This window comes from Stutzerimonas stutzeri (genome assembly GCF_038561965.1).
In the GTDB taxonomy this organism is placed as follows: Bacteria; Pseudomonadota; Gammaproteobacteria; order Pseudomonadales; family Pseudomonadaceae; genus Stutzerimonas; species Stutzerimonas stutzeri_AA.
Map to the genome: position 1 here is coordinate 3,979,188 of NZ_CP139348.1, position 15,576 is coordinate 3,994,763.

9 protein-coding genes, 5 tRNA genes and 3 rRNA genes are annotated in these 15,576 nt (G+C 54.4%); 2 read left to right on the plus strand and 15 right to left on the minus strand.

Annotation, left to right across the window (positions count from 1 at the left end; translation table 11 throughout):
- Positions 1-26: 26 nt before the first annotated feature.
- The 13 genes from tuf to tyrS form a co-directional block, all read right to left on the minus strand.
- On the minus strand, positions 27-1,220 hold the full coding sequence (gene tuf, locus SM130_RS18445) for an elongation factor Tu (protein WP_015278291.1): 1,194 nt from the start codon (positions 1,218-1,220) through the stop codon (positions 27-29).
- A gap of 84 nt (positions 1,221-1,304) precedes the next feature.
- A tRNA-Thr gene (locus SM130_RS18450) sits at positions 1,305-1,380 on the minus strand.
- Between the two features lie 26 nt (positions 1,381-1,406).
- Positions 1,407-1,480: transfer RNA gene (locus SM130_RS18455), tRNA-Gly, on the minus strand.
- Positions 1,481-1,505: 25 nt separating this feature from the next.
- Positions 1,506-1,590: transfer RNA gene (locus SM130_RS18460), tRNA-Tyr, on the minus strand.
- 141 nt (positions 1,591-1,731) lie between these two features.
- On the minus strand, positions 1,732-2,409 hold the full coding sequence (locus SM130_RS18465) for an SPOR domain-containing protein (protein ID WP_102824648.1): 678 nt from the start codon (positions 2,407-2,409) through the stop codon (positions 1,732-1,734).
- Between the two features lie 25 nt (positions 2,410-2,434).
- Positions 2,435-3,175: a type III pantothenate kinase gene (locus tag SM130_RS18470; protein ID WP_102824647.1), complete on the minus strand. Its 741-nt coding sequence runs from the start codon at positions 3,173-3,175 to the stop codon at positions 2,435-2,437.
- The gene (gene birA, locus SM130_RS18475) at positions 3,172-4,119 is read right to left on the minus strand and encodes a bifunctional biotin--[acetyl-CoA-carboxylase] ligase/biotin operon repressor BirA (RefSeq protein WP_102824646.1); all 948 of its coding nucleotides are present in this window, start codon (positions 4,117-4,119) and stop codon (positions 3,172-3,174) included. The genes SM130_RS18470 and birA overlap by 4 nt, the downstream gene beginning before the upstream one ends.
- 120 nt (positions 4,120-4,239) lie before the next feature.
- Positions 4,240-4,355: ribosomal RNA gene (gene rrf / locus SM130_RS18480) — 5S ribosomal RNA — on the minus strand.
- A 130-nt stretch (positions 4,356-4,485) separates the two neighbouring features.
- A 23S ribosomal RNA gene (locus SM130_RS18485) occupies positions 4,486-7,376 on the minus strand.
- 267 nt (positions 7,377-7,643) lie between these two features.
- Positions 7,644-7,719, minus strand: a tRNA-Ala gene (locus SM130_RS18490).
- 30 nt (positions 7,720-7,749) lie between these two features.
- Positions 7,750-7,826, minus strand: a tRNA-Ile gene (locus SM130_RS18495).
- A 91-nt stretch (positions 7,827-7,917) separates the two neighbouring features.
- A 16S ribosomal RNA gene (locus SM130_RS18500) occupies positions 7,918-9,454 on the minus strand.
- The 16S, 23S and 5S rRNA genes sit together here with 2 tRNA genes alongside, the layout of an rRNA operon.
- 564 nt (positions 9,455-10,018) lie before the next feature.
- Positions 10,019-11,224, minus strand: coding sequence for a tyrosine--tRNA ligase (tyrS, locus tag SM130_RS18505; RefSeq protein WP_102826496.1), 1,206 nt, complete (start codon positions 11,222-11,224; stop codon positions 10,019-10,021).
- Positions 11,225-11,396: 172 nt separating this feature from the next.
- Between tyrS and SM130_RS18510 the strand changes: the two genes are divergently transcribed.
- Entirely contained in the window at positions 11,397-12,809 is a 1,413-nt protein-coding gene (locus SM130_RS18510; RefSeq protein ID WP_102826149.1) for a peptidoglycan DD-metalloendopeptidase family protein, read from the plus strand.
- Positions 12,810-12,811: 2 nt separating this feature from the next.
- The gene (locus SM130_RS18515; RefSeq protein ID WP_102826150.1) at positions 12,812-13,900 is read left to right on the plus strand and encodes an anhydro-N-acetylmuramic acid kinase; all 1,089 of its coding nucleotides are present in this window, start codon (positions 12,812-12,814) and stop codon (positions 13,898-13,900) included.
- A 57-nt stretch (positions 13,901-13,957) separates the two neighbouring features.
- Here the strand turns inward: SM130_RS18515 and erpA are convergent, their stop codons facing one another.
- Both erpA and argC read right to left on the minus strand, forming a co-directional pair.
- Positions 13,958-14,308 (minus strand): iron-sulfur cluster insertion protein ErpA, encoded by a 351-nt coding sequence (gene erpA, locus SM130_RS18520; RefSeq protein ID WP_003285497.1) that lies wholly within the window; start codon positions 14,306-14,308, stop codon positions 13,958-13,960.
- Positions 14,309-14,417: 109 nt separating this feature from the next.
- Positions 14,418-15,452, minus strand: a complete 1,035-nt coding sequence (gene argC / locus SM130_RS18525) for an N-acetyl-gamma-glutamyl-phosphate reductase (RefSeq protein WP_102826151.1) — start codon at positions 15,450-15,452, stop codon at positions 14,418-14,420.
- Positions 15,453-15,576: the final 124 nt, after the last annotated feature.

A 15,576-nucleotide genomic window follows, 5' to 3' on the forward strand; every position in this document is an offset into this window, starting at 1 on the left:
CCGACCTGCTTCAAACAGATCAATCGTTATTCGACGATCTTGGCAACCACGCCGGCACCAACGGTACGACCACCTTCGCGAATTGCGAAGCGCAGGCCGTCTTCCATGGCGATCGGCTTGATCAGGGTGACAACCATTTTCACGTTGTCGCCCGGCATTACCATCTCAACGCCTTCCGGCAGTTCGCACGAACCGGTCACGTCAGTGGTACGGAAGTAGAACTGCGGACGATAGCCCTTGAAGAACGGAGTGTGACGACCGCCTTCTTCCTTGGACAACACGTAAACTTCAGCTTCGAACTTGGTGTGCGGCTTGATGGTGCCCGGCTTGGCCAGAACCTGGCCGCGCTCGACGTCGTCACGCTTGGTGCCGCGCAGCAGGACGCCACAGTTCTCACCAGCACGACCTTCGTCGAGCAGCTTGCGGAACATCTCCACACCGGTACAGGTGGTCTTGGTGGTGTCACGCAGGCCAACGATCTCGATTTCTTCCTGGATCTTGACGATGCCGCGCTCTACACGACCGGTCACAACAGTACCGCGGCCGGAGATGGAGAACACGTCTTCGATCGGCATCAGGAACGGCTTGTCGATAGCACGAACCGGCTCAGGGATGTAAGTATCCAGAGTCTCGACCAGCTTCTTGACGGCAGTGGTGCCCATCTCGTTGTCGTCTTGACCGTTCAGAGCCATCAGCGCAGAGCCAATGATGATCGGAGTGTCGTCGCCCGGGAAATCGTAGGTGCTGAGCAGATCACGCACTTCCATTTCCACCAGCTCGAGCAGCTCAGCGTCGTCAACCATGTCGGCCTTGTTCAGGAACACGACAATGTACGGAACACCTACCTGACGGGACAGCAGGATGTGCTCGCGAGTCTGCGGCATGGGGCCGTCAGCAGCCGAGCAAACCAGGATCGCGCCGTCCATCTGGGCAGCACCGGTGATCATGTTTTTCACATAGTCAGCGTGACCCGGGCAATCAACGTGCGCGTAGTGACGAATGTTGGAGTCGTACTCTACGTGAGCGGTGTTGATGGTAATACCGCGAGCCTTCTCTTCCGGGGCGCTATCGATCTTGTCGAAGTCGACACGAGCGGAACCGAATACCTCGGAGCACACGCGAGTCAGAGCAGCCGTCAGAGTGGTCTTGCCATGGTCGACGTGACCAATGGTGCCGACGTTGACGTGCGGTTTGTTACGTTCGAATTTTTCTTTAGCCATCGAGACCGTCTCCCATCGTTGAATTGAGCTAGTCACGCCACCATTAAAACAAAGGCAGATATTTACATATCTGCCTTTGGAGTTTGGAGCTCATGAGCGGATTCGAACCGCTGACCTCACCCTTACCAAGGGTGTGCTCTACCAACTGAGCTACATGAGCGAAGCATATTCCGTAACCATCGAAGCTGGAGCGGGTAGCGGGAATCGAACCCGCATCATCAGCTTGGAAGGCTGAGGTTCTACCACTAAACTATACCCGCGAACGCCGAAGCTTACGCTTGAATCTGGTGGAGGGAGAAGGATTCGAACCTTCGAAGTCTATGACGTCAGATTTACAGTCTGATCCCTTTGGCCGCTCGGGAACCCCTCCAAAGTGAGGCGGCATTTTCATCACTTGCCACCCTACTGTCAAGCTTTTTCTCATTAAAATCTTGAGGTTAGCTACACTGACAGCCGATTCGCCGGTGAGTGTTTAAAGCCCCACGACGAAGCGGGCGCTATTCTATGCAAACTACTCCGAAGATGCAACGGCCACACAAGCCATTTGGCGATGCTGAAGGGCTGGCATGTCCTTCTTAATAACCTCCAAGACGCCGTCGTCGAGCAGAGGCCGGCTAGCAGCGGCTACCTGTACCCAATATTTATTGTGCGTTCTAGGCAGCTCTCTTACCAAGGCTGAATAATCCACTCCGCGCAAACGGGTGACCACTCCCTCGGCCGAATCTTTACGGGAAAATATGCCTAGCGAAATGCCGTTCGCCAGATCCCCAACCGTAATGATGTAGCTATCAATATTGCGGCTTTGCAACTCCCTCAACTGCCGCAAGGAGGCTTGCCTGGAGGCAAGCGGCGGTAGATAAACCCAATAATCTACGCCCACTGCCACGTCCAGCTGCTGAATATCAGACTGAATATCCAGGCTCAGAAGGCGCTGCTCCAAGGCCTGCGCAAGCAGCTGGTCGTCAAAGCCGCCCAAAAAAAGACAGCCGCTGCTCTCGAAGGGCTCCGATCGCGTGCCCTTCCCCGCCATTCGCACGCGCGACGACTCACTGAGCAAAGTAATGTTCGGCTCGGATCGGCTGTAAGCATCAAGGGGCGCGACCTCCTTGACGCGTACTGGCGACTGGTAAAGGTGCTGCGCCCAAAATAGGACATTTAACAGTACCAAAAGAAGAAACAACCAACGCATACGCACTTCGGCCTTATATGTAATTCTAGGGGCAAGCGATCGCTAAGCCCCGAAATACCAGATCAGGTATGCACTTTATCCGGGGGATATCGCTAATGAACGCTGCATCTCCGCCAGTGGCATATATATCGAAGCTCGCACCCAGATACGCCTCCGCTTGCAAAATCTGCGAGCTTAGGAATCCGTGCAACATCAAAATACAACCCCGCTCCACCGCTTCAGCAGTAGTACGGCCTGGCGCAGTCGCGCATTGGGAAGCATCCCCTTCCGGCAGTGAATAGCTGATACGACGCGTATGAGTATGCAGCTGATGCCGTAGCAAAGAGACACCTGGGCATATATAACCACCCAGGTGCATGCCCTGAGGATCCACTAGATCGACGGTGACCGCAGTCCCTAGGTCGATTACCATCATTGCACTGCGCCTGAACTGAAATGCGCCGACCATGGCGAGCCAACGATCCATCCCTAGTCGCCCATGGTCAACATATCCATTTATCACCCCACCAAGCTGGACTGCAGGCGAAGCGCGCTCTACCTCAATGCCTAGCGCCTCGGAAAGGCATATGCATATCTCATCTGTTTCGCGATCTCCGCGCACACTGACTAGCCGCGCGCGCGAGACATTTACCCCAACGGGACATGAAAACTCCTCAAGCAGAGCCACAGCGGACGCAGACGCACCATGAGCGACGACCACGTCTGCCCCCATGTCCAATACGCGCCATTTGATAAAACTGTTTCCGCAATCCAGCTCAAGAATCATTGATCCAGCCTCAAGCTTAGCTCTCCACCGCTGAACGAACGTTCGCACCCATCGATCATGAGTCTCAACCCACCTTCGTTGTCGACGCCCAAAACCACACCAGAATAGTCCTGCGTTCCAGTGCTTAGCGTGCAGCTACGGCCCTGCCATATATGATTGGACTCCCACTCTAGTTTCAGCGCAGGAAATCCAAAGTCAGCATGCCGCTCAAGGCAACCTCTCAGCTTGTCAGCTAACGTCAGCATCAACTGGTTCCGATCAATCATGCCGACGTGTTCTTTAATTGATGTCCAGAGCTGATCTATACCCGCAGCCTCAACCATATTTACGTTGACGCCTACCCCAATGATCACGTGGCATACGTCAGCAGGATCGCCGGTCAGCTCCAGTAAGATTCCAGCGACCTTGCGGCCATCAATGTAGACGTCATTTGGCCATTTCAAGCCTGCCTGCGGAATGCCAACCGAATGTAGTGCCTGCATGACAGCCAGCCCGACCACCAGACTCAAGCCCGCGAGCCGCCCCGCCCCCCCCTGCACTCTAATTGCTAGACTGAAGTACAGGTTATGCCCGAACGGGCTCACCCAACGCCGCCCCCGCCTACCCCTCCCCGAGGTTTGGGTCTCCGCAAGTACCAGAAACGGAACATGTTCTAGCTGTAAAAGACGCAAGGCTTCGGCGTTTGTCGAATCAATAGAATCATAAAGGTGCAACGCCCACCCGAAGCGGCTAAGTTTCGGCGCAAGCTCCTCTTCATCGAGCAAGGATAGAGACTCAGCCAGGCGGTATCCACGCCCAGGAACTCTATAGACGGTCACCGAAGCGTCGGCTTGAATACGCTGCACGTGCTTCCAGACCGCACTTCGGCTCACGCCAAGGGCCTCCCCCAACTCCTGGCCGGAATGAAAGTGCCCATCTTGAAGCAACCTCAATAGCTTATTCATGCCACCCCCAATGACGAGGCCAGAATATAACGACAGCGACAGTACGTGCCTATCGCAGCTTTCTTTTGGGCAAAAGCAAACCCCCGACCCGCTTTCGCGGATCGGGGGTTTGGGAAAGGAGCTTGACGATGACCTACTCTCACATGGGGAGACCCCACACTACCATCGGCGATGCGTCGTTTCACTACTGAGTTCGGGATGGGATCAGGTGGTTCCAACGCTCTATGGTCGTCAAGCAATTCAGTTGCTGTCTCGGGGTTTAGCCGCTACAGCCAATTGGGTATGTGATCAGGTAATGCGTGTTCATGCTGATTTTCGGCTTTTCTGTCGACTTTCCGTCTAACAGCCAAATTGTTTGGGTGTTATATGGTCAAGCCTCACGGGCAATTAGTATTGGTTAGCTCAACGCCTCACAGCGCTTACACACCCAACCTATCAACGTCGTAGTCTTCGACGGCCCTTCAGGGAGCTCAAGGCTCCAGTGAGATCTCATCTTGAGGCAAGTTTCCCGCTTAGATGCTTTCAGCGGTTATCTCTTCCGAACGTAGCTACCCGGCAATGCCACTGGCGTGACAACCGGAACACCAGAGGTTCGTCCACTCCGGTCCTCTCGTACTAGGAGCAGCCCCTCTCAAATCTCAAACGTCCACGGCAGATAGGGACCGAACTGTCTCACGACGTTCTAAACCCAGCTCGCGTACCACTTTAAATGGCGAACAGCCATACCCTTGGGACCGGCTTCAGCCCCAGGATGTGATGAGCCGACATCGAGGTGCCAAACACCGCCGTCGATATGAACTCTTGGGCGGTATCAGCCTGTTATCCCCGGAGTACCTTTTATCCGTTGAGCGATGGCCCTTCCATACAGAACCACCGGATCACTAAGACCTACTTTCGTACCTGCTCGACGTGTCTGTCTCGCAGTCAAGCGCGCTTTTGCCTTTATACTCTACGACCGATTTCCGACCGGTCTGAGCGCACCTTCGTACTCCTCCGTTACTCTTTAGGAGGAGACCGCCCCAGTCAAACTACCCACCATACACTGTCCTCGATCCGGATAACGGACCAGAGTTAGAACCTCAAAGTTGCCAGGGTGGTATTTCAAGGTTGGCTCCACGCGAACTGGCGTCCACGCTTCAAAGCCTCCCACCTATCCTACACAAGCAAATTCAAAGTCCAGTGCAAAGCTATAGTAAAGGTTCACGGGGTCTTTCCGTCTAGCCGCGGATACACTGCATCTTCACAGCGATTTCAATTTCACTGAGTCTCGGGTGGAGACAGCGCCGCCATCGTTACGCCATTCGTGCAGGTCGGAACTTACCCGACAAGGAATTTCGCTACCTTAGGACCGTTATAGTTACGGCCGCCGTTTACCGGGGCTTCGATCAAGAGCTTCGCTTGCGCTAACCCCATCAATTAACCTTCCGGCACCGGGCAGGCGTCACACCCTATACGTCCACTTTCGTGTTTGCAGAGTGCTGTGTTTTTAATAAACAGTCGCAGCGGCCTGGTATCTTCGACCGGCATGGGCTTACGTAGTAAATACTTCACCCTCACCGGCGCACCTTCTCCCGAAGTTACGGTGCCATTTTGCCTAGTTCCTTCACCCGAGTTCTCTCAAGCGCCTTGGTATTCTCTACCCAACCACCTGTGTCGGTTTGGGGTACGGTTCCTAGTTACCTGAAGCTTAGAGGCTTTTCCTGGAAGCATGGCATCAACCACTTCGCTTTCTAAAAGAAAGCTCGTCATCAGCTCTCGGCATTAAGATCCCGGATTTACCTAAGATCTCTGCCTACCACCTTAAACAAGGACAACCAACGCCTTGCTGGCCTAGCCTTCTCCGTCCCCCCATCGCAGTAACTAGAAGTACGGGAATATTAACCCGTTTCCCATCGACTACGCTCTTCAGCCTCGCCTTAGGGACCGACTCACCCTGCGTCGATTAACGTTGCGCAGGAACCCTTGGTCTTTCGGCGTGCGAGTTTTTCACTCGCATTGTCGTTACTCATGTCAGCATTCGCACTTCTGATACCTCCAGCCAGCTTCTCAACTGACCTTCACAGGCTTACAGAACGCTCCTCTACCGCTCAACTTACGTTGAACCCGTAGCTTCGGTACCTGGTTTGAGCCCCGTTACATCTTCCGCGCAGGCCGACTCGACTAGTGAGCTATTACGCTTTCTTTAAAGGGTGGCTGCTTCTAAGCCAACCTCCTAGCTGTCTAAGCCTTCCCACATCGTTTCCCACTTAACCAGGATTTTGGGACCTTAGCTGACGGTCTGGGTTGTTTCCCTTTTCACGACGGACGTTAGCACCCGCCGTGTGTCTCCCGTGCTGACACTTGCTGGTATTCGGAGTTTGCATCGGTTTGGTAAGTCGGGATGACCCCCTAGCCGAAACAGTGCTCTACCCCCAGCAGTGATACACGAGGCGCTACCTAAATAGCTTTCGAGGAGAACCAGCTATCTCCGAGCTTGATTAGCCTTTCACTCCGATCCACAGGTCATCCGCTAACTTTTCAACGGTAGTCGGTTCGGTCCTCCAGTTAGTGTTACCCAACCTTCAACCTGCCCATGGATAGATCGCCCGGTTTCGGGTCTATTCCCAGCGACTAAACGCCCTATTAAGACTCGCTTTCGCTACGCCTCCCCTATTCGGTTAAGCTCGCCACTGAAAATAAGTCGCTGACCCATTATACAAAAGGTACGCAGTCACCTAACAAAGTAGGCTCCCACTGCTTGTACGCATACGGTTTCAGGATCTATTTCACTCCCCTCTCCGGGGTTCTTTTCGCCTTTCCCTCACGGTACTAGTTCACTATCGGTCAGTCAGTAGTATTTAGCCTTGGAGGATGGTCCCCCCATATTCAGACAAAGTTTCTCGTGCTCCGTCCTACTCGATTTCACTTCTAAGACCTTTTCGCGTACAGGGCTATCACCCACTATGGCCGCACTTTCCAGAGCGTTCCGCTAAAATCAAAGAAGCTTAAGGGCTAATCCCCGTTCGCTCGCCACTACTAAGGGAATCTCGGTTGATTTCTTTTCCTCAGGGTACTTAGATGTTTCAGTTCCCCTGGTTCGCCTCACACACCTATGTATTCAGTGTGTGATAACCATCTTATGATGGCTGGGTTCCCCCATTCAGACATCTCCGGATCAAAGTCTGTTTGCCGACTCCCCGAAGCTTTTCGCAGGCTACCACGTCTTTCATCGCCTCTGACTGCCAAGGCATCCACCGTATGCGCTTCTTCACTTGACCATATAACCCCAAGCAATCTGGTTACTGTCTAATAACGTGAAGACGACATTCGCCGAAAATCCGCATTCTGCCCATAAAGAGCAACTCGCAAATTTTACCTTGACTTGAATAATTACCAGTGAAAGTAACTACCCAAATCTACTTCTATCACATACCCAAATTTTTAAAGAACAGTTCTGGCGCAAAGACCAGAAATCAATACCCTCAAACATCCATCAGATGCCCAAGCAGCACTCATTTCTGAGCTTTCAGCGATTATCGAGTTAATGGTGGAGCCAAGGAGGATCGAACTCCTGACCTCCTGCGTGCAAAGCAGGCGCTCTCCCAGCTGAGCTATGGCCCCATCTACAGATCGGCCACATCCCATGACAATTGGTGGGTCTGGGCAGATTCGAACTGCCGACCTCACCCTTATCAGGGGTGCGCTCTAACCAACTGAGCTACAGACCCAATCGTCTCTCTCGGGTCGAAACCCAATCGCTTTTCGCTAGTGAATCAAGCAATTCGTGTGGGAGCTTATGAAGAAGCTGAAGTCTTCGATTAAGGAGGTGATCCAGCCGCAGGTTCCCCTACGGCTACCTTGTTACGACTTCACCCCAGTCATGAATCACTCCGTGGTAACCGTCCCCCCGAAGGTTAGACTAGCTACTTCTGGAGCAACCCACTCCCATGGTGTGACGGGCGGTGTGTACAAGGCCCGGGAACGTATTCACCGTGACATTCTGATTCACGATTACTAGCGATTCCGACTTCACGCAGTCGAGTTGCAGACTGCGATCCGGACTACGATCGGTTTTATGGGATTAGCTCCACCTCGCGGCTTGGCAACCCTTTGTACCGACCATTGTAGCACGTGTGTAGCCCAGGCCGTAAGGGCCATGATGACTTGACGTCATCCCCACCTTCCTCCGGTTTGTCACCGGCAGTCTCCTTAGAGTGCCCACCATTACGTGCTGGTAACTAAGGACAAGGGTTGCGCTCGTTACGGGACTTAACCCAACATCTCACGACACGAGCTGACGACAGCCATGCAGCACCTGTGTCAGAGTTCCCGAAGGCACCAATCCATCTCTGGAAAGTTCTCTGCATGTCAAGGCCTGGTAAGGTTCTTCGCGTTGCTTCGAATTAAACCACATGCTCCACCGCTTGTGCGGGCCCCCGTCAATTCATTTGAGTTTTAACCTTGCGGCCGTACTCCCCAGGCGGTCGACTTAATGCGTTAGCTGCGCCACTAAGATCTCAAGGATCCCAACGGCTAGTCGACATCGTTTACGGCGTGGACTACCAGGGTATCTAATCCTGTTTGCTCCCCACGCTTTCGCACCTCAGTGTCAGTATTAGCCCAGGTGGTCGCCTTCGCCACTGGTGTTCCTTCCTATATCTACGCATTTCACCGCTACACAGGAAATTCCACCACCCTCTGCCATACTCTAGCTTGCCAGTTTTGGATGCAGTTCCCAGGTTGAGCCCGGGGCTTTCACATTCAACTTAACAAACCACCTACGCGCGCTTTACGCCCAGTAATTCCGATTAACGCTTGCACCCTTCGTATTACCGCGGCTGCTGGCACGAAGTTAGCCGGTGCTTATTCTGTCGGTAACGTCAAAACAGCAAGGTATTAGCTTACTGCCCTTCCTCCCAACTTAAAGTGCTTTACAATCCGAAGACCTTCTTCACACACGCGGCATGGCTGGATCAGGCTTTCGCCCATTGTCCAATATTCCCCACTGCTGCCTCCCGTAGGAGTCTGGACCGTGTCTCAGTTCCAGTGTGACTGATCATCCTCTCAGACCAGTTACGGATCGTAGCCTTGGTGAGCCTTTACCTCACCAACTAGCTAATCCGACCTAGGCTCATCTGATAGCGCAAGGCCCGAAGGTCCCCTGCTTTCTCCCGTAGGACGTATGCGGTATTAGCGTTCCTTTCGAAACGTTGTCCCCCACTATCAGGCAGATTCCTAGGCATTACTCACCCGTCCGCCGCTGAATCAGAGAGCAAGCTCTCTTCATCCGCTCGACTTGCATGTGTTAGGCCTGCCGCCAGCGTTCAATCTGAGCCATGATCAAACTCTTCAGTTCAATACTGCTTGGGTTTTGAGAAAACCCTAAACTTGGCTCAGCAATCGCAAATCTCTTTACAAGTAAAGAGTAACTCTCGAATACTCGAGTGTTGCTTTGTGATGCTGATAATCTAGCTGACCATCAGTCTTACATTCACAAGCACCCACACGAATTGCTTGATTCAGTTGTTAAAGAGCGTTTCGATCAAGTCTTTCGTCTCAACCGAGGCCGCGCATTCTACAGCAGCCTTGTTACCTGTCAAGCTGTTTTTGAAGAACTTTTTCTTTCTTCTCAACCGCTTGCGCCTTCGATCAACTCTCATCTCTCGTCAGCGGGAGGCGAATCATACAGCGTTCAAAACCGCTGTCAACCACCTCTTTCAACCGCTTCCGATCAATCTGATCGAAGCCACCAACAGGACTCACCCACCACCCTGTCAGCCCGGCGCATTCTACTCGAATTCGCCATCCGTGCAACCCTTTTATTTCGCTAACCTTTTGATTTACAAGAGGTTTTGCTTAAGGACTGCGCCGGAGAAGGTGCGCATTATAGGAGCCTGAAAAATAACGTCAACCGTTTATTTCAGTTTTGTTCCGCCCTCAGCGAAATGCGCGCGAATGACTTCTTTCCTGCTTGGCAAACATGAGTAACACCAAGCTTGAACACAAACCCACGATCCACAACCTGCCCGTCAACGCGGACCCCACCAGAGCCGAGTAAGTCGCGCGCCATCGCAGCGTTCTTAACAAGTGCAGCTTTGTTAAGCACAGATGAGATAGGCATATCTTGATCGGAGACCAACTCGACGTCCGGAATATCTTCAGGCAGCTCACCCTCCCTCATTCGATTACCTGCCGAACGATGCGCTGCCGCTGCCGCCTCGTCACCATGGAACCGCGCCACAATCTCTTCTGCCAGTTTGATCTTGATATCTCGTGGGTTGGCTCCGCGCGCAACGTCCGCCCGAAACTCCTCGATCTCGCCCTGTGTGCGAAAGCTAAGCAAATCGAAATATCTCCACATGAGCGCATCAGGAATCGAAACCAGCTTGCTATACATGACCCCCGGCAACTCTTGAATGCCAACGTAATTCCCGAGCGACTTGGACATCTTCTTAACGCCATCCAGCCCCTCGAGCAGGGGCATGGTCACTACGCACTGAGATGCCTGACCATACGCTCGCTGAAGCTCACGCCCCATTAGCAGATTAAACTTCTGATCGGTGCCACCCAGCTCAATGTCGGCTTTTAGCGCGACCGAGTCATACCCCTGAACGAGCGGATACAGGAACTCATGGATGGCGATCGGCTGGTTGGTGGAGTATCGCTTGCTGAAATCGTCACGCTCGAGCATCCGAGCAACCGTATATTGGGAAGCCAGACGAATGAAGTCGGCCGGCGTCAGCCTGTCCATCCAGGTAGAGTTGAACGCCACCTCGGTCTTCTCTGGATCTAGGATCTTAAAAACCTGAGCCTTATAGGTTTCAGCGTTCTCTAGTACCTGATCCCTGGTCAACGGAGGCCTTGTGGCGCTTTTGCCACTTGGGTCACCAATCATTCCGGTGAAATCTCCTATAAGGAAGATCACCTGATGCCCCAAATCCTGCAGCTGGCGCATCTTGTTGATAAGCACGGTGTGCCCGAGATGGAGGTCCGGTGCGGTAGGGTCGAATCCAGCCTTAACACGCAAGGGCTCGCCCCGCTCCAGCTTGGAGATCAGCTCCGACTCCACGAGCACCTCATCAGCGCCCCGTTTGATCACCGACAGTTGATCTTCGACCGACGTCATAGCAAGCCCCCGCACCATTAATAAAGGGCGACAACCTTACAAGATCGTAGGCCGATTACAAGCTACAGACCGGGTACCGGCCAGCAGTTCACCTGTCGCAAGGGTTGCCTCAAACAGCCTTTGCTTATATTTTAGTCAGTTATTTCCCGTGCAAAAATATGCCAGAAGCCCAATGATGCCTTCCAAATCAAAAGCTCCGAACTACCCCAAGAGCCATCTGTTGGCTGCCAGTGGTGTAGCTGCGCTGCTGAGCCTGGCGCTGCTCGTTTTTCCATCACGCGAGGTCGAGGCCAAGAAGACCTTTATTGATCTGAAGCTCGAGACGTCCTCAGGGTTGATCATCAGCGAGCCGGGCAGCGACGAGCCTAGCTTGGCAGAGTCCCCGTTTGCCTCGTCTACTCCGTTGCAGATGTCCTCCAAAGCCAATCGAGAGGAGCTGCATGAAGGCGAGCCCGCTCAAATAGCACTGGCTGAAACATCCCCTCTGGAAAAGTCAATCGTCGTTGCCAATGGGGATACGCTGTCAACAGTATTCGCCAAAGTTGGCCTATCGCCGTCGGTTATGCATGCGGTGTTGTCGAGCAGCAAGGAAGCCAAGCAATTTTCCCGCTTGAAGATTGGCCAGAGTCTTGAGTTCCAGCTGACCGAACAGGGCGATCTAGCGAGCCTACGAAGCAAACTCAACAGCCTGGAGACGTTGGCGCTGGAGAAAACCGCCGATGGCTACGCTTTCAAGAAAGAGCAAATCAAACCTGAAGTCGACACGGTTTATGCTCATGGTGAGATCGACAGCAGCCTGTTCCTCGCGGCAAAGCGCGCCGGTCTTAGTCATAACCTGACGATGGACCTCGCGAACGTATTTGGTTACGACATCGACTTCGCTCTCGACATCCGCAAGGGCGACAGCTTCGAAGTGATATACGAAGAGAAGACGGTTGAGGGTGAACGTGTCGGTACGGGCAATATTCTTGCTGCACGCTTTACCAACCGGGGTAAGACCTACTCTGCTGTTCGCTACACCAGTAAGGATGGCGCCACCAGCTATTACAACGCTGACGGCACCAGTATGCGCAAGGCCTTCATTCGAACGCCGGTGGACTTCGCCAGAATCAGCTCTCGGTTCTCCAATGGTCGCAAACACCCGATTCTGAACAAAATCCGCGCGCACAAGGGCGTTGACTACGCAGCCCCCCACGGAACCCCGATCAAGAGTGCTGGCGACGGCAAGGTGCTCCTTGCGGGGCGCAAAGGCGGCTATGGCAACACGGTTGTCATTCAGCATGGCCAACGCTACCGCACGCTCTACGCGCATATGCAGGGTTTCGCCAAAGGCGTACGTAACGGGTCGACGGTAAAACAGGGCCAGATCATCGGCTATATCGGCACGACCGGCCTTTCCACCGGCCCTCACCTGCACTATGAATTCCAGGTCGACGGCGTTCATGTCGACCCGCTGGGCCTCAAGTTGCCGATGGCCGATCCGATTGCTCAGAACGAGAAGCAGCGTTTCATGCAACTGAGCCAACCACTGATGGCGCGGATGGACGACGAGAAGGCCACCATGTTGGCCCTGAATCAACGCTAGGCATGGCTCTTTATCTGGGTGTGATGTCTGGTACCAGTCTCGACGGCCTGGACGTCGCGCTCATAGAGCAGGACAGCGACACTCGACTGATAGCCACACGATTTCAGGAAATGCCGGCCACCCTGCGCCAGGAACTGTTGGCGCTCTGTTCAACCGGTGAGGATGAGTTAGCACGCGCTGCTATTGCCGAGCAGCGCTGGGCCAGGTTGGCCGCAGACACGATTAATCAGTTACTCGCTGAGCAACAGCTTTCCCCGCAAGCAGTACGCGCCATCGGCAGCCACGGGCAAACCGTACGCCATGAACCCCATCTTGGCTTTACCATTCAGATCGGTAACCCGGCTCTCTTGGCTGAGCTTACCGGGATCAGTGTCGTCAGCGATTTTCGCAGGCGCGACGTCGCTGCTGGCGGCCAAGGCGCGCCGCTTGTGCCTGCCTTCCACGAGGCAGTGTTCGGCTGTCCACAGCGAATCCGCGCAGTATTAAATATCGGTGGATTCAGCAACCTCAGCATCCTATCGCCCGAAATGCCGACTCGTGGCTTTGACTGCGGGCCCGGCAATGTACTGATGGACGCCTGGATTCAGCGCCACAAGGACCTTGCGTTCGACCGCAACGGCGACTGGGCCGCCAGCGGTAGCGTGAATGATGATCTGCTCACAGCGCTGCTCGACGAAGACTTCTTCAAAGACCGCGGGCCTAAGAGCACCGGTCGAGAGCTTTTCAATCTTGTCTGGCTCGATAAACATCTAGCGGTACGCCCCATGGCGCCAGAGGATGTCCAGGCCACGCTGCTCGAACTGACCGCCAGAAGCATTACCGAGTCGCTCACTGCCATCCAACCGGAAGCACTGGACGTGCTTGTATGCGGAGGTGGTGCGCACAACGCTGTATTGATGCAGCGGCTGCAGGCTCTACTCCCCGAGAGTGACGTAAAAGCCACGGATAAAGAGGGAGTACCGCCGGACTGGGTGGAGGCAATGGCGTTTGCTTGGCTCGCCCACTGCTGCCTGGAGCGCATACCAGCGAACCGCCCGGCGGTGACCGGCGCGCGTGGTGCGCGAATCCTCGGCGCTATCTATCCGGCTTGATGCGCTGAAACAAAAACGCCGTGCATTGCACGGCGTTTTTTTTCGGGGCAAAAACCGTCAAATTGAAAATGACTGACCGCACCCACAAGTGGTGGTGGCGTTTGGGTTCTTGATCACAAAACGAGAGCCCTCCAGGCCTTCCTGATAATCGACTTCAGCGCCGGCAAGGTATTGATAGCTCATAGGGTCGACCACAAGACTCACCCCCTCTCGCTCGATGATCGTATCGTCGTCGGCCACATCCTCGTCGAAGGTGAACCCGTACTGAAAACCCGAGCAGCCGCCACCTGTGACGAAGACACGCAACTTCAAGCGCGGATTGCCCTCCTCATCGACCAAGCTCTTCACCTTGCTCGCAGCCCCCTGACTGAACTGGATGGCGGTGGGCGTGAAGGATTCGACACTCATTAGGTTCTCCTGGCGTGAAACGCCCTACTGCATTGACGGTGCATTATCGGCTTTCCTGACAAAACCGGTCAACTATTCGACGGGCCGCAGTGTGTAGCAGAAGCCGTCATTAGGGCAACAGCGCTACGTTGCCAAGCCCTTGCGTCTCGTCCAGGTCGAACAGAATATTCATGTTCTGGATCGCCTGGCCTGATGCGCCTTTCACCAGGTTATCGATTACAGACAACACGACGACCAGCTCACCACCTTGCGGCCGATGCACTGCGATACGGCATACGTTGGCGCCACGAACGCTGCGCGTTTCCGGATGACTACCTGCTGGCATCACGTCGACGAAGGGCTCGTTGGCATAGCGTTGTTCATACAGGCGTTGCAAATCTACCGAGGTGTCGCTAACTGTGGCGTAAAGGGTCGCGTGAATACCTCGGATCATGGGTGCCAGGTGCGGAACGAAAGTCAGCCCGATATCACCTTGGGCAGCACGGCGCAGCCCCTGGCTGATCTCAGGCAAATGGCGATGGCCCTTCACCGAGTAGGCCATCATGCTTTCACCTGCCTCGGTGTACAGCGAACCGATCTTCGCCGCGCGCCCGGCACCGCTCACGCCGGACTTACAGTCGGCGATCAAGCGTGAAGCGTCTGCCAGGCCGTTCTCGAGCAACGGCAGAAAGCCCAGCTGTGCAGCGGTCGGGTAGCAACCGGGAACTGCGATGAGGCGAGCCTTTTTGATCTGCTCGCGATTGACTTCCGGCAGTCCATAAACGGCCTGAGGCAGCAGTTCGGGAGCGCCATGGGCTTGGCCGTACCATTTTGCCCACTCTTCGGCATCCTGCAGACGGAAATCGGCGGACAGGTCGATAACCCGAGTTCCGGCTGCCAACAGTTCTCCTGCCAATGCATGAGCAACACCATGGGGCGTAGCGAAAAACACCACATCGCAACCGCCCAGCGTTGCCACATCCGGGACGCTGAATGCCAAATTATCGTAGTGACCGCGCAGGTTCGGATACATGTCGGTGACTTTCACGCCATCTTCCGAGCGCGAGGTGATAACCGCCACTTCAGCCAGCGGATGCTGAGCGAGCAGGCGCAGCAATTCGACGCCCGTATAGCCTGTGCCGCCAACAATACCGACCTTGATCATGACCTGCCCTCAACTGAAAAACGTAGAAGCGCGATGATAAAGCTGCTTTGGCCTCGGGCCAACCGCTGGGATGACGGCAGCAACCTCAGCCACTACTATCGACGCATTCATTTTCAAAGGATTC

Bases quoted from the DNA above. Each gene is read 5' to 3' on its own strand.
- tuf (WP_015278291.1), bottom strand. From the start codon at position 1,220: ATGGCTAAAGAAAAATTCGAACGTAACAAACCGCACGTCAACGTCGGC.
- SM130_RS18510 (WP_102826149.1), top strand. From the start codon at position 11,397: ATGATGCCTTCCAAATCAAAAGCTCCGAACTACCCCAAGAGCCATCTG.
- argC (WP_102826151.1), bottom strand. From the start codon at position 15,452: ATGATCAAGGTCGGTATTGTTGGCGGCACAGGCTATACGGGCGTCGAA.
- tyrS (WP_102826496.1), bottom strand. From the start codon at position 11,224: ATGACGTCGGTCGAAGATCAACTGTCGGTGATCAAACGGGGCGCTGAT.
- SM130_RS18470 (WP_102824647.1), bottom strand. From the start codon at position 3,175: ATGATTCTTGAGCTGGATTGCGGAAACAGTTTTATCAAATGGCGCGTA.
- SM130_RS18515 (WP_102826150.1), top strand. From the start codon at position 12,812: ATGGCTCTTTATCTGGGTGTGATGTCTGGTACCAGTCTCGACGGCCTG.
- erpA (WP_003285497.1), bottom strand. From the start codon at position 14,308: ATGAGTGTCGAATCCTTCACGCCCACCGCCATCCAGTTCAGTCAGGGG.
- birA (WP_102824646.1), bottom strand. From the start codon at position 4,119: ATGAATAAGCTATTGAGGTTGCTTCAAGATGGGCACTTTCATTCCGGC.
- SM130_RS18465 (WP_102824648.1), bottom strand. From the start codon at position 2,409: ATGCGTTGGTTGTTTCTTCTTTTGGTACTGTTAAATGTCCTATTTTGG.